This is a genomic window from Lysobacter auxotrophicus (assembly GCF_027924565.1).
Taxonomy (GTDB): Bacteria; Pseudomonadota; Gammaproteobacteria; order Xanthomonadales; family Xanthomonadaceae; genus Lysobacter_J; species Lysobacter_J auxotrophicus.
Window position 1 is genome coordinate 1,836,941 of record NZ_AP027041.1, and the last position, 20,929, is coordinate 1,857,869.

The 20,929-nt window shown below is 71.0% G+C and carries 4 protein-coding genes; 2 read left to right on the forward strand and 2 right to left on the reverse strand.

Annotated elements, in window-relative coordinates:
• Window positions 1–33 precede the first annotated feature (33 nt).
• Window positions 34–17,022 (forward strand): leukotoxin LktA family filamentous adhesin, encoded by a 16,989-nt coding sequence (locus LA521A_RS08180; protein WP_281781799.1) that lies wholly within the window; start codon window positions 34–36, stop codon window positions 17,020–17,022.
• A gap of 71 nt (window positions 17,023–17,093) precedes the next feature.
• Window positions 17,094–18,716, forward strand: coding sequence for a ShlB/FhaC/HecB family hemolysin secretion/activation protein (locus LA521A_RS08185; RefSeq protein ID WP_281781800.1), 1,623 nt, complete (start codon window positions 17,094–17,096; stop codon window positions 18,714–18,716).
• A gap of 45 nt (window positions 18,717–18,761) precedes the next feature.
• On the opposite strand, the gene LA521A_RS08190 is transcribed toward LA521A_RS08185, so the two are convergent.
• Entirely contained in the window at window positions 18,762–19,649 is an 888-nt protein-coding gene (locus LA521A_RS08190; RefSeq protein WP_281781801.1) for an SDR family oxidoreductase, read from the reverse strand.
• 260 nt (window positions 19,650–19,909) lie between these two features.
• Window positions 19,910–20,881: a cation diffusion facilitator family transporter gene (locus LA521A_RS08195; protein ID WP_281781802.1), complete on the reverse strand. Its 972-nt coding sequence runs from the start codon at window positions 20,879–20,881 to the stop codon at window positions 19,910–19,912.
• Window positions 20,882–20,929 lie beyond the last annotated feature (48 nt).

Sequence of the window (20,929 nt, forward strand, 5' to 3'; positions counted from 1 at the left end):
GCCGGCCACGCAGGCCGGCGCCCGGGGACGCACATGACGCGCAACGATCGCCACACCGCCCACCTTCCGACGCAGGCCGCCACGGTCCGCACCCTCACCGCGGCCATCGCCTCGGTGCTCGGCATCGGCCTGCCCGCACAGGCCTGGGCGCAGGCGACCAACGTCGTGGCGGACGGCCGCACCGGCACCACGGTGACCGGCACCGGCACCGGCACGCTGGAGGTCAACACGACCACCACGCGCGGCGCGAACGCGATCAACTCGTTCCAGCACTTCCAGGTGGGCAGCGGCGATACGGTGAACCTGCGCCTGCCCGGCGGCACGCGCAACCTGATCAACCTGGTGTGGGACAGCCAGGCGCTGGTCAACGGCACGCTCAACAGCTACCTGTCGAACAACCAGATCGGCGGGCGCGTGTTCTTCGCCGATCCGCACGGTTTCGTGCTCGGCAGCCAGGGCGTGATCAACGTCGGCGCGCTGTCGATCTCCACGCCGACGACGGGCTTCATGAACTCGGTGCTGATGGACGGCACCGGCGACGGCGCCATCGCGCGCCTGCTCAAGGGCGACGTCGAGCTGTCCGACGGCAGCGTCACGCTCGCCGGCCGCGTCAACGCGCTGGACGACGTGCGCGTGCAGGCGCACGCCATCGACGCCTCCGGCGTGCTGTGGATCGAAGGCGGCAACGGCGAGGACAAGCTCGACACGCAGATCGCCGTGAACACCGGCGCCGGCACCGGCACGCGCCTGGTGCAGGACGGCGACACGATCCTGCTGGTCGCGGCCGATTCCATCGACGTGTCCGGCACGCTGCGCACGCAGGGCGGCGACGTGATCCTGCAGTCCGACGACGCCGTGACGCTCGCCGGCACCGCGCAGGTCAACACGCGCCAGGTCGCGGGCGCCGCCGACGCGTCGCTCGACGCCACGGTTTCGACCGGCGACTCCGGCAACGTCACCGTCGCCGCGCGCACGATCGACGTGGAGCAGGGCGCGCGCGTGCTCGCGTTCGGCAACAACGGCCGCGCCGCGGGCGACGTCACGCTGGCCGCGTCGGCCTTCGACAAGGTGCAGACCGGCAACGCGGACGCGACCAGCTCGGTGTCGGTCGACGGCACGCTGCGCGGCCGCAACGTGTCGGTGACGGCGCGCTCGGAAGCTGTGTCGGGCTGGGATTTCGATGCCAACGGCGACGTGGTCGATCCGGTGCTCGGCACCGGCGCGACGCTGCTCGGCCTGGCCGGCAACATCACGCTCGGCTACCTGGATGCGACCTCGAACGCGAGCGTCGACATCGGCCAGCACGCCGTGCTGCGCGCGAGCGACGACCTCACGCTGAAGGCCGAGGCCATCGACAAGGTGGAGACCTCCGCGTCCAACCTCGGCAGCGGCGGTCCGGTGAACAAGTACGCCGGCCTGGCGTCGGTCTACGGCGCCATCGACGCCGATGCGACCGTCGCCGTCGCCAGCGGCGCCAGCGTGCGCGCCGGCGATGCGCTGTCGATCCAGGCGCGCACCGACAACACGATGGACATCTCGGCCAAGTCGATCACCACCGGCGACCAGCCGTTCGTGGCGACGATCGCCTGGTCGGACATCGACGTGGACAGTTCGGCCACCGTCGCCGCCGGCGCGGACCTCGCCGGCAACGCGGTGGAGATCAGCGCGGCCAACAGGAACAGCTTCTCCACCGCCGCCACCGCGATGTCCAACCCGACCGGCAAGGTCGGTATCGCCGGCGCGGTAAGCCTGCAGGACGTCAACGCGACCGCGACCAACGGCGCCTCGATGGCGGGCATCGGCTCGCTGCTGATCGACGCCGACACCACCACGTCGAAGAACGCCACCACCGCCAGCGTCGGCGTCGCCAGCCAGGGCATGGCGATGAAGATGTACCAGGTGGCCGGCGATGCGATGGACGCCATCGGCAGCAAGGTCACCGGCGCGATGCGCGACAGCTCCGGCCAGATCGGCGACCAGAAGTCGACCACGCACGCCAGCGATACGCCGTTCCGCCTCGGCGGCGCGCTCGCCTACACCGATGCGCAGCACGATGCCAGCGCCGAGCTGTCCGACAACGCCAGCATCACCGCGAGCGGCAACGTCACCGTGCATGCCGGCGTGACCGACGGCGCGATCCGCACCCACGCAAACAGCGCGGTGGATTCGGACACGCAGCAGAAGAACGAAGACGGCTCGATGTCGAACGTCTCGATGTCCGCCGGCGTGAACTGGGCGAACTACCGGCACAACGCCAGCGCGCGCGTGGGCCGCGGCGCGTCGATCGACGCCGCGCGCATCGCGGTGGGGTCGGAAACGCGCGTGCCGGTGAACATCACCTGGACCGACTTCTCCAGCCTCGACCAGATCCTGGGCAAGCTCAATTCCACGCTCGGCGTGGCCGACGAGGTGCTCACCAGCTACACCAGCGCCAAGAGCAAGGCGGGCGACCTCGCCATCGGCGGCGCGGTCAACTACCACCAGGTGACCAACAACAGCACCGCGTGGATCGACGACGACGCGCGCCTCACCGCGCGCGCCACCGGCGACGACGCGTGGTCCACCGCGCTGGCGTCGGGCAGGACCGCCAACTGGGCGCAGTCCATCGACGTCGCGGCGATCAACGAAGTCAGTGCCGTGCACGTGGCCGGCAGCATCGGCCTGCCGATCCCGGTGGTCGCGGTGGAATCCGGCCAGGACGGCGCGGCGGTCGGCGGCGCGTTCACCGACACCATCTACACCGGCAAGACCGTCGCCGGCATCGCCGCCGGCGCGAACGTCGCCACCGCCGACGGCCTGTCCGTGCGCGCCGAAAGCCGCGACCACATCGTCACCGTCGCGCCGGTGGCGGGGAAGGGCGCCAGCATCGGCGTGAACGGCACCGTCGCGATCGTCGACGTCGACAACGCCACGCACGCGTCCATCAGCAACAAGGCGACCGTGGCCGCCGATTCGGTGGACCTGTCGGCGCAGGAAGACCTGTTCGTGTGGTCCGTCGCCGGCGCGCTGACGATGGCCAACTCGGTGTCGATCGGCCTGAGCGTGGGCATCAACAACCTCGACGCCGACACGCGCGCCTTCGTCGGCGACAACAGCGGCGACGACGCGACCGGTACCACGTCGACCGCGGCCAGCGGCCAGGTCGCGACCTACGACCTCGACATCGACGCGCTGACCAGGGGACAGGCCGGCGCCGTCACCGTCGCGGGCAGCTACACCAGCAGCTCGCCGCCGGACTCGCCGCCGGGCTTCATCGACCGCCTGAAGACCTCCGTCAACGGCAAGATCGACGGCCTGCGCGGCAAGGCGGCGGACAAGTTCACCAACCTGCCGCTGCTCAACAAGGTCGCCGACAGCGTGCGCGGCAAGCAGGACCAGCCGCCGGCGACGGAAAAGGCCCAGCCGAAGTTCGGCATCGGCATTTCCGGCTCGGCCAGCGTCAACATGGCCAAGCTGGGTTCGCGTGCGTACCTCGACGGCGCGAACGTCGTCGGCCGCAATGGCGCCGAGCAGGACACTTCGATCCAGGCCACCAATTCGGCCGAACTGGTCAGCGCCAGCGGCGCGGCGGCGATCGTGCGTTCGCAGGCGCCCAGCAGCAAGTTCAACGCGGCGATGGCCGGCGCCGTCGCCTACAGCCTGATCGACAACACCACCGAAGCCACCGCGACGAATTCGACCATCGCCAACGCCGGCGACGTCACGCTGCGCGCGCTCAGCGCCGGCGAGCAGACCGGTATCGGCATCAGCGTCGGCGTGGAAGCCTCCGGCGGGAACAGCGCCAGCGCCAGCGTCACCGGTTCGTTCTCCATCGGCCAGTCGGCCAACACGACGCGCGCCGGCATGGACGACACGACCGTCACCGGCACCGGCGCGGGCGACGTGGAAATCACCGCCTACGACCGCACGCGCATCGGCCTGGGCGGCGGCGCGCTGTACGTCAACACCACCAGCTCCAGCTCCAACGCCAACATCGGCGCGGCGTTCACCTACGCCGAAACCGACGAGGAGACGCAGGCGTTCGTGAAGGGCGGCAGCCTGACCTCGTTCGAGGCGATCCAGGTGCGCGCGGTGGATTCGGCGCTCATCGGCACCGCCGCGGCGATGGGCGGCGGCGGCTCGCAGGCCAACGGCCTGGCGGGCGCGTTCGTGTGGAACGACATCGGCAACACCACGCGCGCGTCGATCACCGACGGCGCCGTGCTGCGCACCACCGGCGCCGACGGCATCGCCGTGAGCGCGCGTGCGAGCGCGCCGATCGGCGCGCTCGACGCACTGATCGACGGGGGCATCAGCAACCGGTCCGGCTACGACTTCAGCGGCAACGGCCTGTACGACAACGCCGGCGAAACCGGGCTGCCGGGCACGTCCATAGTCTCCGTCGCCGGCCTGGTGCAGGTCGGCAAGAACAACATCGGCCTGTCGTTCGTCGGCAGCGACGTGCACAACACGCACGAGGTCCAGATCGACTCGGCCACGCTCGATGCCGACGGCGGCAAGCTCGACCTGCATGCCAGCGACGACACGCGCATCGTCTCGCTGTCGGTCGGCGTGGGCGTGGCGACCGGCAAGTTCGCCGGCATCGGCAACGCCACGGCGAACCAGATCGCCAACATCGACCGCGTGCTCATCAACGATTCCTCGCTGACCGGCGCCAGCCTCAGCGCGAAGGCCGAAGACGCCTCGCGCATCGACTCGCTCGCCGGCAACGTGAGCTATTCGGCCAACACCGCCGTCGGCGCGGCCGTGACCTACAACAGCATCGCCAACACCGTGCAGGCGCACGCGAGCGGCAGCACGTTCGACATCGACGACGCCGCCGACTTCACCGCCGTCAACGCAGCGCAGGTGATGGCCGGCGCCGTCGCGGGCGCGGCGTCGCAGAGCGTGGCGATCACCGGCTCGTTCAGCTGGACCGAGAGCGACAGCACCGTCGACAGCACGGTGGAAGGCAGCGACGTCACCGCCGGCGACCTCACCGTCCGCGCGGAAAACGCCGCCGACCTGAAGACGCTCGCCGGCAGCGTGGCGATCTCGAAGCAGGCCGCCATCGGCGCCGCGTTCAACGTCGTGGACGTCAGCGACACGACGACCGCACGCATCCTCGACTCGGGCCTGTCCATCGACGACGCGCTGCGCGTGGCGGCCGAAGGCACCGGCGAGGTGTACTCGCTGGCGGTCGCCGGCGCGGTGTCGCAGAACGTCGCCGTCGGCGGGTCCAACACCGACAACTTCATCGACAACACCGTGACCGCCGAAGTGGACGGCGTGCGCGGAACCGGCGCGAACGCCGCCGCAAGCGCGCGCACGCTCGACGTGGAGGCCACCAACACGCTCGCCGCGCATTCGCTGGCCGGCGCCGTGGCCGCCGCGAAGAGCGTCGCGGTGGGCGGCGCGGTCGGCGTCAACATGATCGAAGGCGGCACGCGCGCGGTGGTGACCGACTCGGTCCTCGCCGTGACCGACCGCGTGGACGTCACGGCCGGTTCGCAGGCGACCATCGAAACCATCGCCGTCGCCGGCGGCGGCGCGCAGACGGTCGGATTCTCCGGCTCGGCGAGCACCAACACCATCGACAGCGTGGTCGAGGCGGGCATCGCCAACACCTCGCTCGCGCAGGCGGGCAACCTCACCACCGTGCAGGCGCACGACGCCTCGCAGATCGACTCGCTCGCCGGCGCGGTGGGCGTCGCGCAGAACGCCGGCATCGGCGTCGCGGTCGCGGTGAACCGCGTCGGCACGGACGTCACGGCGTACCTGGACGGCGGCGCCGACAACCGCCAGTACCACGCGGGCGACGTCACCGTCAGCGCGCGCGGCACCAACCGCAACGCCGACGATTCGGCCAACATCCGCACCATCGCGATCGGCGTGGGCGGCGGCGTGGACGTCGGCGGCGCGGCGTCGGTCGCGGTCAACCTGATCGACGGCGACATCGCCTCGCGCATCGGCAACGGTGCCAACGTGCTGGCGCAGAACAACGTCGCGGTGCTCGCGGAAAACCGCCAGGGCATCGACGTGTTCGCCGGCAGCGCGGGCATCAGCCTGATGCGCGCGGGCATCGGCCTGGGCGCGGTGGTCAACGAGATCACCGGCGACACCAGCGCGCTCATCAGCGGCAGCACCACGCAGGTCAGCGCGCTGGCGAAGGGCGACGGTCGCACGGTGTCGAACGGCAGCCTCGCCAATCCCGACGCCGTGAACGCGATGGACCTGGAGAACGTCGAGGACTATGTCGCGCCGGACCTCGGTTTCGGCACGACCACCGTCAACGGCATCGCGGTGAACGCCGCGAGCGCGCAGCACGTCACCTCGCTGGGCGCGAGCCTGGCGCTGTCGTTCAACCCGAAGGGCTCCTTCGCGCTGGCGGCGATTTCCGGCACCAACGTGCTGGGCGGCACCACGACGGCGGGCATCGACGGCGCGCGCATCAACCAGGCGTCGGGTGCGGCGTCGGACCAGAACGTCGACGTGCGCGCCGGCAGCCACGTCATGAGCGCCAATTTCATCTTCGGTGCCGCCGGCGGCACCACCGATGTCGGCGCGACGGCGGCGATCGCGACCACCGTGTTCGACCAGGGCACCAGCGCCTACCTGCGCAACGCCACCGTGGATGCGGCGCAGGACGTGAACGTAAGCGCGGAAGCCAGCCAGAACTCGGTGGCGATCGCCGCCGGCGTGGCCGGCGCCATCGTCGGCGGCGCGGCCAGCGGCGCGATCAACCTGTTCGACGCGGACACGCGCGCGTTCGTCGAAGGCGGGTCGGTCGATGCCCGCAACCTCGGCGTGATCGCGCTGGACACCACGCACGTGAACCTGATCTCCGGCAGCGGTGCAGGTGGCGCGGTCGGCGTGGCGGGCAGCTTCCTGGTCAACGTCGGCCAGACGACCACAAAGGCCTACGTCGGCGATGCCGACAGCGCGACGACGCTGACCCTGTCGGGCGATGCGGACATCAGCGCGACCACGCGCAACGACATGCAGGGCATCGCGGTGTCCGGCGCGGTCGGCGGCGCGGCCGGCGTGGCTGGCATGGCGATCGTCAACGTCGTGCAGAACGACACGCAGGCGTGGCTGCAGAACGCGACGGCACGCGTCGGCGGCACGTTCGACGTCACCGCGCGAGAGGAACTCGACCTGCGCGCGTATTCCGGCGCACTGGGCGTGGGCCTGGGCGGCTACGGCGTGGGCGCGGCGGCGAACGTCGCCGTGCTCGGCAGCAACGTCTCGGCGGCCGTGGTCGACAGCGACGTGGATGTCGCCGGCGCCATGCGCGTGGACGCCGACAGCGACCGCAAGCTGGATTCGATCACGATCACCGCCGGCGTCGGCCAGACCGCCGGCATCGGTGGCGCGGCGTCGCTGGTGATGATCGGCGACGGCGAACGCGGCGATGCCGACAACGAACTCGACGCGGACGGCGACGGCACGGTTTCGCGCCTGGACGAGCTGGCGAAGCTTGGCCGCGTCGATTCGTCGCTGGTCGGCGACGCGCTCAGCGAAAGCGAGCGCCAGCGCATCAACAACCGGTCTTCGTTCGGCCTGAAGGACGCCGTCGGCGGCGGCCACGACGGCGTGTACGCCAGCGTGCACGGCGGCAGCATCGATGCGGCCTCGCTCGCGGTGAACGCGCAAAGCACGGTGCATGCGGAGAACCGCGTCGGCGCGCTCGGCGCCGGGCTCGGCGTGGGCATCGGCGGCTCGTTCGGCTACACCGCGCTGTACGGCACGACGCAGGCGGAAATCGCCGGCGCGACCGTCACCAGCGACCACATCGACGTGACCGCCAGCGCGGGCAACGGCAACGGCCCGGCGGCGCTGACGGAAAGCTACGTGGGCGGCATCGGCCTGGTCGGCCTCGGCGCCGGCGTGGCGATGACGCGCGTGGACCAGCTCGTCGCCGCGAGCGCGGGCGGCACCTTCGCCGGCCACGGTCATCTCAACATCCAAGCCAGCGACGACAGCGAAGCGCAGGCCCACGCGTACGGCGGTTCGGCCGGCGGTGCGGCGGTCGGCGTGGTGGTCGCCGATGCCGGCAAGTCGAGCCAGGTGAATGCCGCGCTCGCAAGCTCCGCACGCGTGTCGGGCTTCGATTCGCTCACCGTGGAGGCGCGCAGCCGCGGCCGCGTGGAAGCCGAAGGCATCGGTGCCAGCGGCGGCCTGAGCGTCGCGGCGAACGGCGTCGGCGTCACCGCGCGCGACGCCTCGCGCGTGCGTGCGGACATCGGCGACGACGCGATCGTCGCCGTGCGGCAGGCGCTCAACGTCACCGCATCCGCGCGCCCGCAGGCCTCGGCCGATGCGCTCGGCGTGACGGTCGGCGGCATGGCGGGTCTGGGCGCGTCGGTCGCCATTGCGCGCGCCGACGTCGACGTGGCCGCGCATGTCGGCGACAACGTGGTGCTCAGCGCCAATTCGGTGAACGTCGATGCCAGCGCGTCGCCCGACGGCAGCACGCCGGGCGCCTACGCGAAGGCCGTCGCCGGCACCGGCGGCACGCTGCTCGGCGCCACCGCGTCGGTAGCCGAAGCCCACGGCGATTCGAAGGTCTCGGCCACGACCGGCCGCGACGTGACCATCCTCACCGGCGATCTCGACATCGCCGCGAACAACACCACCTCGCAGAGCGCCGAAAGCCTCGGCGTCGCGGTCGGCGTGCTGGCCGTCGGCGCGTCCGTCGCAAAGGCGACGTCCAACACGCAGACCACGGCGACGCTGGGCGAGAACGCCAGCGTGCGCGACGTGCAGCGCGACGCGAACGGCAACATCGTCAACGGCGCCAACGGCAACCCGGTGTACGTCTACGCCGGCGACGTGCGCGTGTCGGCCGAAGGCCTCGACCGCAACCGTGCGAACGCCACCGCCGGCAGCGGCGGTGTCGTGTCGGGTTCGGCGGCGGAAGCCACGACCTCGGCCGATTCCACCGTCGAGGCGGCCGTCGCCGCCGACGCGACCGTCCGCGCGACGCGCATCGACGTGAACGCCGACCACGATTCGCGTTACGCGGGCCTGGCCGATTCGACCAACGCCGCCGTCGTCGGCGGCAGCGGCGCGGCGGCGTACAACCGCGCCGACGCCGACGTGCGCGCCAGCGTCGGCAATGGCGCCACGCTCGATGCGATCGGCGACATCGCGGTGCTCGCCAACAACGCCTTCCACAGCGACGTCACCGACACCTCGGTGTCGGCGGCGGGCGGCGGCGTCATCAACGGCAGCGCGGCGCTGATCCAGACGCGCCTGGCCGGCAGCACGCGCGCCGACATCGGCACCGGCGCCACGCTGCTCACCGGCATGGGCACCGGCACGCAGCCGGGCGAGATCGACGTGATCGCCAGCACCATCGCCGACACGAACGACACCGCCAGCCTCAGCACCGGCGGCGCGATCGACGTGGCCATCGTGCGCGTGGACGTGGAAGGCGACTTCGACAACCAGGTGGCGATCGGCGCGGGCGCCGCGCTCGACAGCTTCGGTTACCTCAACATCGGCACCTACACGCAGGCCGCCTCCACCGGCCGTGCGCTGGTGAACACCTGGGGCCTGGCGGCGGTCGGCAGCGCGCATGCGGACGTCAGCTTCGATTCGACGCAGGGCGTGAGCGTCGGCGCGAACGCGACGCTGGAGGCGTTCCGCAACATCTACCTGACCGCCGGCCGCGACGCGCGCAACCTGCACGACACGCGCCTGACGGCGACCAGCCAGGCGCAGGGCTACGTGCGCGGGCTGATCGCGATCCCCGATGCGAGCGCGTCGGCCGATTCGCGCAGCACGTCCGATGTCAGCATGGCCGCCGGCAGCAAGGCGCTCAGCGCGAGCAACGTCACCGCCGGCGCGTACACCGGCGAGCTGCGCAACGAGGTCGACGGCACCGGCCACGGCTACCAGCTGGGCTTCATCCCGGTCACGCAACACGACAGCGACAGCAACACGTACGGCCGCGGCACGCTCAACCTCAACGGCGAACTGCTCGCCGGCCGCTACAACAAGCTCGACATCGTCATCGATGCCGCCGGCAACCTGACCCAGAACGCCGGCATGCCGGTGCTGGCGACCACCGGCACGTTCAACCCGGTGCAGTTCCTGGACGCGCTCAGCTGCGGCGGCTCGGAAAGCGACGGCTGCAAGGCGCTCAGCGCGCTGCGCGGTTCGGTCTACAACGGCCTGACCGGCTACTGGCAGCTGGGGCCGATGTTCGCCTCCGGCGGCGATGTCTTCCTGCACGGCGACAGCATCACCGGCAGCGGCACGGCGACGGCGAAGGGCGCGCCGAGCATCTCGGTGGTCAACAACTCCAGCCGCTACCTGATCCTGGATTCGATCGAGACGCCGGACTACTCCGGCGGCCGCGTGCGCTTCACCGGCACCAGCAACACCGCCGGCGGCATCGCGCTCACCCAGGAAGCCTCCGGCGCGCAGCCGAAGGTGTTCGTGCACAACGCGTGGACCGGCAGCAACGGCCCGGCGATCTTCATGATGGAAGACGTGCGCAACATCGGCGGCCTGGTGCACGTGCGCAATGACGAGGGCTCCATCGGCCAGTTCGGCACCACCTACGCGCAGCAGCAGATGGTGGAGGCGCCCAACGGCATCGTCACCTTCAATGACATCAACGCGAACTGGTTCTCCGGCTCCAACCCGCAGTCCGACTGGCGCAACGTTATGCTGCGCCCGGGCAGCGCCAACGACGCGGTGGCCTACATCGGCAACTACGTGTACGGCAGCACCAGCAACCTGCTGTACCAGGCCGGGCCGAACGGCGACTTCGCCGGCCAGTCCACCGTGCTGTGGGGCGCCTGCAGGCCGTACACCAGCAACGACGGTTGCGGCGTCGGCCCGTACGGCACGGTGGATTTCCACGGTCGCGCCATGCCGTACCTGCCGGGCCGCACGCTGGGCCAGACGCTGGGCTACGAGTCCTCCGGCGCGGCGACCAACGCCGCAGGCAGCAGCTTCCGCGGCCAGCAGATCTACGTGCGCGCGGCGTACATCGACATCAACAGCGAGATCAACGCCGGCGCCGGCACCAACTGGTCGCTGCGCATCGACGCGGCCGCCAGCAGCTGGATGAGCGGCATCGACGCGAGCGGCGGCACGGGGCTGTACGAGATCCCCGAGGCGATGCTCGCCACGATGGGCGCCGATTCCAACCTGATCCACGCCTGGTACGACGCCACCAACAAGCGGATCCTCGTCGACGACGTCAACGCGTCCGGCGGCGGCTACGTGTACCTGGACGGCCGCATCGTCTCCAGCACGCCGCACGGCAAGATCAAGGTCAACAGCGGCTACGGCGACGTGCGCATCGACAGCCAGGTCGCGCTGCCGGTCACCGTGCAGGACATCAACGTCGGCAACGGCGCGGTGGGCGTGATCGAGATCGTCGATCGCCAGAAGGCCGTGCAGAACGGCCGTCCGTACACCACCTGGTACGTGAGCCGGCAGGGCCAGGACGCGGTGGCCTACGACAACCGCAACGGCGCGAGCAGCTACGACAACGCGTTCCAGCTGGGCGACGCGACCGGCTACGACCCGACCGCCGGCATGCGCTACCGCTGGCAGGAAACGGCGTACGTCGGCCGCGACAGCACCGGCAGCAACTGGTACTGGACCGACGCCTCCGGCGGCGGCATCGACGACGGCCAGCAGTGGAACATCCGCAACGCCGGTTTCTACCTCGGCACGGCGGGCGGCCCGGCATTCCAGGAAACCATCACCGGCGGCTTCACCGGCGGCAGCGGCACGCGCGTCAGCTACGGCTGCGACGGCGACGGCGACTGCAATTACGGCTTCCCGACGCCGCCGAACGGCATGCACTGGGCCGAGGATCGCAACGAAGGCAAGGGCGGCTGGGAAACGTGGTGGCGCTACTACATGCCCACCCGCGGCTACATCACGCTGGACTCGTCGGTGAAGGCCGACAACCGCATCGCCATCGACTTCAGCGGCAACACGAAGGCGAACATCGACGTCTCCGCGCGCGGCGACCTGTACCTGGACGGCCGCATCTCCAACCAGTTCGGCGACACGCGCCTGGCCGCCAACGGGCAGGGCGGCGCGTCGGGCGCGGGCGACATCGTCCGCGCCGGCGACACGTCGGAAATCCTGGCGAAGGACCTGCGCCTTGAAGCCACCGGCGGCATCGGCGTGCACGACGTGGTGAACCCGCTGCAGGTGACGCTGATCGACGGCGGCAGCATCACCGCGATCTCCGGCAACCGCGGCGTCAACCTCGACATCGCCTCCGACGCCAGGGTGAACATCACCGCCGGCAACGCGACCGTCGGCTACGGCGACGTCAACGTCGTCGCCAACGGCGACCTGACCGGCATCGCCGGCCACAGCCGCGACATCGTCGGCCGCGACATCACCCTGCGTAGCCGCTACGGCGACATCGGCAGCCTCGCCAATCCGCTGAACCTGGAAGCGCACGAAACCGCGCTCTACGACGGCGGCACCAGCGGCGGCGTGGTGAACGCGACCGCGATGGGCGACATCGCGCTGCGCGACCACGCGGGCGATTTCTGGGTCGGCTCGATCGTCTCCGAAGCCGGCGACGTGCGCCTGGACGCGCCTAACGGCGCGCTGCTCGACGCGAGCCTGCGCACCGCCGCCGACACGCTCACGCCGGAACAGGCGCAGACCATCTGGGACGACCTGCAGCTGGACGGCAGCGGTCGCGACGATTCGGTGCGCGCCTACGAGAACCAGGTCACCGCGCGCTACGCCGAATACTGGCGCCTGCTCGGCATGGGCGACGTGGTCGGCGGGCAGTTCGTGCTCGACGACGCGCGCCTGGCGCTGTTCCGCCCGCAGGCCGAGGCGGCCGCCGGTCGTGCCGGCCTGACCGACGCGGAAGTGCGCGCCTACGTCGCCACGCGCTACGACAGCATCGCGCTGCTGTTCCAGCAGGCCTACGGCGACGGCTGGGCGCAGCGTGCGGAGTTCCAGTCGCAGGCGGCCAACTACGCCTACACGGTGGACACGACTTCGCAGCTGTACACCGACCTCACCCGCAACGCGGTGTGGACGCAGGAGCAGCTGCGTTACGCGATCAACGCCAACGCGCTGCAGCCTTCCGGCGGCGCGGTCGGCGAGACCGATCCGAACGTGTCGGGCCGCAACGTGTCGCTCAACGCGCGCGATATCGGTCGCCTTGCCAGCGACCTCGACGTCGCCTATGCCGACCTCGCGTCGGGCAACGTCAACGTCGAGCAGGCGCTCGCGCTGGCGCTGGCGAACGCGCCGGGCGACGTGTCGCTCGTCGCGCCGGACGGCCACGTGCTGACGCGCGCGGAACTGGAAGCGCTGGGCGAGGACGACATCCGCAACGGCGCCATCGCCACGGTCCGCGTGAAGCGCACCTCGCCGCTGTTCGTCGAGGTCACCGGCTCGCTCGCGGTGGATGCGACCAATAACGCCTTCGTGCAGGCCAACGGCGACGTGCGCGTGGACCACGTCACGGCCGGCGGCAGCGTGCGCCTGGCGGCGGGCGGCAACATCGCCTCGGCCAAGCACGACGGCACGGCGGCGATCACGACCGGCCAGGACCTGATCCTGCTCGCCGGCAACGGCAGCATCGGCACCGCGTCCAACGGCGTGGACGCGGCCTCGCCGCTGGTGGTCGACATCGGTGGCAAGCTGCTCTCGGCCTCGGCCGGGCAGGACGCGCTGCTGCGCCAGATCAACGGCGACTTCGTCGTCGGCAGCGTGTTCGCCGGCGGTTCGGTCGACCTGGAAGCGCGCGACGGCAGCCTGCTGTCGTACCTGGACGTGGTCGCGGTCGAAGGCCGCGACGTGCGCCTCACCGCGCAGGGCGACATCGGCGGACGCCGCGACGCCAGCGCGACCGGCATCGATTCGCCGATGCGCGTGCGCAGCCTCGGCCAGCTCGACGGCTCGGCCGGCGGAAACGCGTGGATCGTCAGCGACCTCGACCTCGCCATCGGCGGATTCGACGCGCAGGGCGAGCTCACCGTCACCGGCGCCGGCTCGCTCGACGCGCAGCGCCTGGCCGCCGGTGGCGCGCTCACGGCGTCGGCCGGCAGCGACGCCGACATCGGCGACGCGCAGGCCGGCGCGAACCTCGCGCTCAATGCCGTGGGCGACCTGCGCATCGGCACGAACGCGAACGCGGGCGGCACGCTCGACGTGCAGGCCGGCGGCGCGATCGACGTCGCCGACGACGCGCGGCTTTCGGGCCACGGCGTCTTGCTCGATGGCGCGTCCATCGCGCTCGGTGCGCGCGGCACGATCGAGAGCACGGCCGCGGTCGCGCTCGACGCCGACGGCGCCGTCGTCATGGGCGAGGGCAGCCGCATCGATGCGGACGGCACGTTCGACCTGCACGCCGGCGCGCTCGACATGGGCGCCGGCACGACGATCGCCGCCGCCGACACGCTGCGCCTGCACACCGCCGGCGACATGACGCTCGGCCAGCTGCACCACGATTCGGCGCTGGCCGGCACGCAGTTCGAACTCGTCGCCGGTGGCCGCGTGCTCGCCAACGGCGACGGCCGCACGAACCTGCTCACCGGCAACGCCGCGCCGATCACGATCGACGCGGGCCAGGGCATCGGCAGCGCGCAGGACTACCTCACGGTCGATGCGCCGGAACTGACCCGCGCGACGGCGACGCAGGGCGATGTGTACCTGCGGATGCTGCGCTCGGTCGCCGGCGACACGATCCGTGCCGGACAGGGGAACGTGACCGTCGATGCCGCCGGCGATCTCACGTATGCGCAGGTGGTGGCGGCAGGCGATCTGTCGGTCGATTCGCAGGGCGCGATCGACCTCGACGACGCCAGCGCGGGCGGCGACGCCCGCATCGACGCGGCCTCGGCCCTGGCGTTGGGGAGCGTCAGGGCCGGGGGCGCGCTCGTGGCCGTCGCGCAGGGCGCGATGGTCGTCGGCGACGCGCAGGCGGGCGGCGACGCGACGCTCGACGCGCGTTCGACGATGACGCTCGGCCAGGTCACGGCCGGCGGCGACCTGTCCGCGACCGCGCAGCAGACGCTGCAGTTCGCGTCGCTGACAAGCGGCGGCAATCTCACGGCCCGCAGCATCACGGGCGACGTGCTCGGCGGCGACATCAACGCCGGCGGCAACGCGACCGTGCAGGGCGGTCGCGATGTCGTGCTCGGTCGAGTAGTCGCCGGTGGCGAAGCGCGGTTCGACGCGGGCCGCGATCTGTCGGTCGATTCGATCGAGGCCGACGGCGACCTCATCGCCAACGCGGGCAACGCGCTCGCCATCGGCAACGCGAACACCGGCGGCGACGCGACGCTCGACGCGCACGGCGATCTGTCGGTCGTTTCGATCGATGCCAACGGCGACCTCGTTGCCAGCGCCGGCAATGCGCTCGCCATCGGCAACGCGAACGTTGGCGGCAACGCGACGCTCGACGCGGGCACGACGATGACGCTCGGTCAGGTCACGGCCGGCGGCGATCTGGCCGCGACCGCGCAGCAGACGCTGCAGTTCGCCTCGCTCACCAGCGGCGGCGATCTGACCGCTCGCAGCGTCACGGGCGACGTGCTCGGCGGCGACGTGAACGCCGGCGGCAACGCGACCGTGCAGGGCGGCCGCGACGTGGTGCTCGGTCGGGTAGTCGCCGGTGGCGACGCGCGGTTCGACGCGGGCCGCGACCTGTCGGTCGATTCGATCGAGGCGAACGGTGACCTCATCGCCAACGCCGGCAACGCGCTCGCCCTCGGCAACGCGAATGTCGATGGCAACGCGATGCTCGACGCGGGCACGACGATGACGCTCGGCCAGGTGACGGCCGGCGGCGACCTGTCCGCGACCGCGCAGCAGACGCTGCAGTTCGCCTCGCTCTCCAGCGGCGGCGATCTGGCCGCTCGCAGCGTCACGGGCGACGTGCTCGGCGGCGACATCAACGCCGGCGGCAATGCGACCGTGCAGGCGGCGCGCGACATCCGCGTCGGCCAGGTGGACGCGGGCCGCACGGTGTCGATGGATGGGGGCGAATCGCTGCAGGTCGCCGGCATCCGCGCCGGCACCGGCATCGAACTCGCCGCCGGCAACACGCTGGGGTTCCAGAACCTGGAAACGCGCGGCAACCTTGGCCTGCGTTCGCGTCGCGGCGACGTGCTGGGCGGGTCGATGGCGATCGGCGGCAACGCATCGCTCCAGGCCGCGCACGACGTGCACCTGGCGGACTTCGATGTCGGCGGCACGGTCGCGGTGACCTCCGGCAACGACACGACCATCGGCAACGGCCGCAGCGCCGGTTCGCAGACGCTGCTTTCGGGCGGCAGCCTGCGCTTCGCCTCGCTGCACAGCGACACCTCGCTGTGGGGCGAAGCGGCCGGCGGTTCGCTCACCGGCGGCCTGGTGGACGCGCCGCGTGCGGAGTTCTCCGCGCGCGATGCGATCTCGCTGGACCTCGCCCGCGTGGACGAACGCCTTAACCTCGCCGCGACCGACGTGCTCGCCAACGTCGAGCAGACCGGCAGCGGTCCGCTCTCGATGGTGCTCACCGGCTGGCGCGGCGGCATGGCGCGCCGCGTCGTGCTCGACGTGGAAGCGCGCGACATGTGGCTGCTGGAACGCCTCGCGGCGATGCAGGCGCAGCTGGACACCACCGCGCCGAACGTGTCGATCGTGGACGGCGAAATCGGCGACACCATGCGCCTGACCACGCCGTTCGCCTCGGTGTGGATGGACAACGCCCGCGCGCAGCTCATCGCCGCCGACGTCCAGCTGCTGGAGCTCGACAAGCGCTTCATGCTGCTGCAGTCGCAGCGCCACACCTACACCGACGCGTACGTCATCCGCTTCGCGCCGGGCTTCGCGGTGCAGGTGCCGAACTTCGACGCCGCGCACCAGTGGGGCGAGCTGGATTACCTCGGCGAAAGCGCGCTGCGCTTCACCTGGCGCTCGCTGGAGCAGGCGCTGTACCACGACGCGCAGACCGGCGAGGACGGCGAGGAGAAGGAAGACCGCGACGATCCGCTGCTGCCCAGCGTGGACGGTGCGGTGAAGCTGGCGGTCGGCCCGTGAGCGCCGGCCGTCATCAACGTCGCGTCCTGCCGGGACGCGGCGCGGCAATCGAACAGGGGATGCAGTACCGCATGAAGCACCACACCCGCACGGCCGTCGGCCTGCTCATCGCCGCGACCGCCGGCCACGCACTGGCCGCGCCGCAGACCACGCAGCCTTCGACGCTGCAAAGCCAGGAGCAGCGCACCGAGCGCTACTACCTGCAACGCGAACAATCGCAGCCGCAGGCGCCGGCCGCCGATCCGGTCGCCGACACCGCGCCCGCGGCCACGACCGCACCGGCCGAAGGCGACGTGCGCTTCGTGCTGCGCGAGGTGCGTTTCGGCGAGTCGGCGTTCCTGCCGGCCGACGAGCTCGCCGCCATCGCCGCGCCGTACACCGGGCGCGAAGTCGGCATGGCCGACCTGCAGGCGCTCGTCGCCGAAGTGAACCGCCGCTACGCGCAGCGCGGCGTCACCACCGCGCGCGCCGTGCTCGGCCACCAGGCGATCCAGGGCGGCGTGCTGCAGGTCGAGCTGGTCGAAGGTCGCTTGGGCGAATTGCAGATCGAGGGCGAGGCGCAGACGCGCGAGGCCTTCATCCGCAAGCGCATCCACCAGCAACCGGGCGACGTGGTCGACAGCGACCGCCTGCGCGACGACCTGGTCTACCTCAACCGCACCTCCGACGTGCAGGCGCAGGCGCTGCTGCGCCCGGGCGCGCAGGTCGGGCAGACCGACGTCGTGCTGCACGCGAACGAAGTCGACCGCCGCTACCTCGACGTGTTCGTCGACAACGCCGGCGTCGACAGCACGGGCCGCGAGCGCATCGGCCTGCAGGGTTTCGTCAACGGGCTGGCCGGCATCAACGATCGCCTGTCGGCCTCGCTCGCCTACGCCGAAGGCGGCCTGGAAGGGCAGGCCTCGTATTCGGGCATCGTGAACCGCCGCAACGGGCGCCTCGGCCTGAGCTGGTCGCGCAGCCAGATCAACCTGGTGAACGGCGCCTACCGCGACCTCGACATCACCGGCGAATCGCAGGCGCTGACGGTCGATTTCACGCAGCCGCTCGTCGCCACGCGCACCTGGCTGGTGCAGGCGATAGCGTCGGCCGGCCGCACCGAGTCGAGCACCGACATCGCCGACGAGCGCATCTCGGAGACCGAATCCACCATCGCGACGCTCGGCGCGAGCGCGTCGCGTCGCTCGCCCGGCCGCGAGTGGACGCTCACGCAGGTGGTGTCGCGCCTGCGGTCGGAAGAACCGCTGCTCGGTTCGCGCAGCTTCGTCACCGCGGTCGGCGGGCTCGGCTACCTGCAGAAGATCGGCCAGAGCCGCTACCTGGTGCGCGTGAACTCCGGCTGGCAGTACAGCAACGACGACGTGCTGCCGTCAGGCAACCTGTTCCAGATCGGCGGCGTGGGCAGCGTGCGCGGTTACGAACGCGGCGTGCTGTCGGGCCCGCGCGGCTATTTCGTCGGCGCGGAACTGCATCGCAGCTTCGGTGAATCGCTCGACGGTTACGCCTTCGTCGACCACGGCTCGGTGAGCAGCGACTTCCCCGGCGCGCAGGACATCACCGGCACCGGTATCGGCGCGAGCTTCCAGAAGCGCTGGTTCTCGGCCAGCGTCGACGTCTCGCATCCGCTGGACGAGGTGCTGAACGAGCAGGATTCGGTGCGCGTGGATTTCCGTCTGACGGCGCGCTGGCAGTAACGCGGCGGAGCGGGGCGTGCCGGCGCACGCCTCGTCCCGCTGCGGTCATTCGCCGCCGACGCCGTGGATGCGCCCGGCTTCGCCCGGCGTGTACAGCGTGCCCATCGGATTGCGCGGCATTTCGTCGCGCTGCTGGCGACTGGCCTGCTTGGCCGACATGCGATCGGCGAGCTTCGGGAACAGGTACGACGCGGCGGTGTTCACGCGCGCCATCGCACCGACCTTGACGTCGCGGCCGCCTTTTTGCGCCGCATGCAGAATCGCGTCGGCGACCTGGCCCGGATCGATCTGCGGCGTCGGCAGCTTCGGCTCGCGCGGCATCGTGTTGCGCGCGTGTTCGGGAAACGGCGTGTTGACCGCGGTGGGCTGGATCAGCACGACGCACACGTTGGCGTCCTCGACGTTCTCCAGCTCGACGCGCAACGTGTCGGTGAAGCCTTTCACCGCGTGCTTGCTGGCGGCGTAGAGGCCCTGCAGCGGGATCACCGCCTCGGACACCTCGCTGCCGACGTTCACCAGCACGCCGCCATTCGCGCGCAGGTGCGGCAGGGCGACGAGACTGCCGTGCACCACGCCCCAGAAATTCGTGTCGAACAGGCGTCGCGCGTCCTCGAGGTTGGTGTTCTCCAGCATGCCGTAGATCGACACGCCGGCGTTGTTCACCCAGGTGTCGATGCGGCCGAACGCGTTGACCACCGCCTGCGCCGCAGCGTGCATGGCGTCGATGTCGCCCACGTCGGTGGTGATGGAGATCGCGCGACCCCCGCTGGCATTGATGTCGTCGACGAGCTCATGCAGCGTCTGTTCGCTGCGCGCGAGCAGCGCGACCGCGGCGCCGCGCTGCGCGGCCGCGGCGGCGGTCGCCAGCCCGATGCCGCTGCTGGCGCCGGTGATGACGATGACCTGCTGTTCGATGGGTTTGAAATCGCTCATGGTCCGCTCCGTGCGCATGTCCCGCATCACGCTCGCACCGGCGTCGTTCGACAGGCGTGACGCGGTGGCGTAGTCGTCTTCACCGGTGCTTCGCATAGTTCGTCATCCGCTCCACGCCCGTCATTCGCGCGAAGGCGGGAATCCAGCCGTGCGCGTGTCGCGCTCGGCGGAGGAGGTGATGCGTCGGGGAGTTGGATCCCCGGCTTCGCTCGGATGACGGAGGGCAGGGCGTGGCGTCGGGACGCGCATAGGCGTGCGCCCTACGACGCATCGATCCCATCCGGCGTCACCCGGTCCGGATCCCATCGGAGCCGCCGTTTCGCCCACGTTTCCGCCGTCTGCGGCTTGACGAACAGCGCGGTCACGTCCGGATGCGTCTGCTGCACGGCGCGTTCGATGCGCATCACGCAGGCCTCGATCTGCGGCGTGGTGAGTGCGTCGTGGAAGTCGGCGCTGAGGGCGGCGATGATGCTTTCGGGGCCCAGCTGCTGCGTGAGCACGCCGTTGGCGCAGCGCACGTCGGGGTCGCTCCCGGCGATGCGCAGGATGTCCTGCACGACCTGCCGCGTCGCCAGTTCGCCCAGCAGCAGCCCCTTGGTCTCGCGCGCAAGCAGGATTGCCGTGACCGCCAGCACCACGCCGATGCCGAGCGAGGCGTAGCCGTCGTAGCGCGGATCGCCGGTGAGCTGCGTGGCCGTGATCCCCGCCAGCGCGATCAGCAGGCCGAGCATCGCGGCGGTGTCCTCGAACAGCACGGTGAACGTGCTCGCGTCCTTGCTGTCGCGGAACGCCTGGATCCAGCCGCGCCGGCCTTTCGCCGCGTGGAACGAACGCAGCGCGATGAACCACGTCACGCCCTCGAACAGCAGCGAGGCGCCCAGCACGATGTAGTTCACCAGCGGGTTGGCCATCTCGCGCGGATGCCGCAGGTGCGAGACGCCCTCGTAGAACGAGATGCCGGAGCCGAGCGCGAACACCATCAGCGCGACGATGAACGCCCAGAAGTACAGCTCGCGCCCGTAGCCGAACGGATGCGAGGGATCGGGCGGGCGCGCCGCACGTCGGATGCCGTGCAGCATCAGCACCTGGTTGCTGGTGTCCACCAGCGAGTGCACGCCTTCGCTGAGCATCGCCGACGAGCCGGTGAAGGCCGCCGCGACGAACTTGGTGGCCGCCACGGCCGCGTTGCCCAGCAGCGCGGCGACCACCACCATGCGGCCGGATCCGGCCATGGCGTGCGCTCCCGTCTATCCGCAATCGTCGGGACGATCGTCGTTGGT

Excerpts from the sequence above, each read along its gene's own strand:
- LA521A_RS08195 (WP_281781802.1), bottom strand. The coding sequence starts at position 20,881 with ATGGCCGGATCCGGCCGCATGGTGGTGGTCGCCGCGCTGCTGGGCAAC.
- LA521A_RS08190 (WP_281781801.1), bottom strand. The coding sequence starts at position 19,649 with ATGAGCGATTTCAAACCCATCGAACAGCAGGTCATCGTCATCACCGGC.
- LA521A_RS08180 (WP_281781799.1), top strand. The coding sequence starts at position 34 with ATGACGCGCAACGATCGCCACACCGCCCACCTTCCGACGCAGGCCGCC.
- LA521A_RS08185 (WP_281781800.1), top strand. The coding sequence starts at position 17,094 with ATGAAGCACCACACCCGCACGGCCGTCGGCCTGCTCATCGCCGCGACC.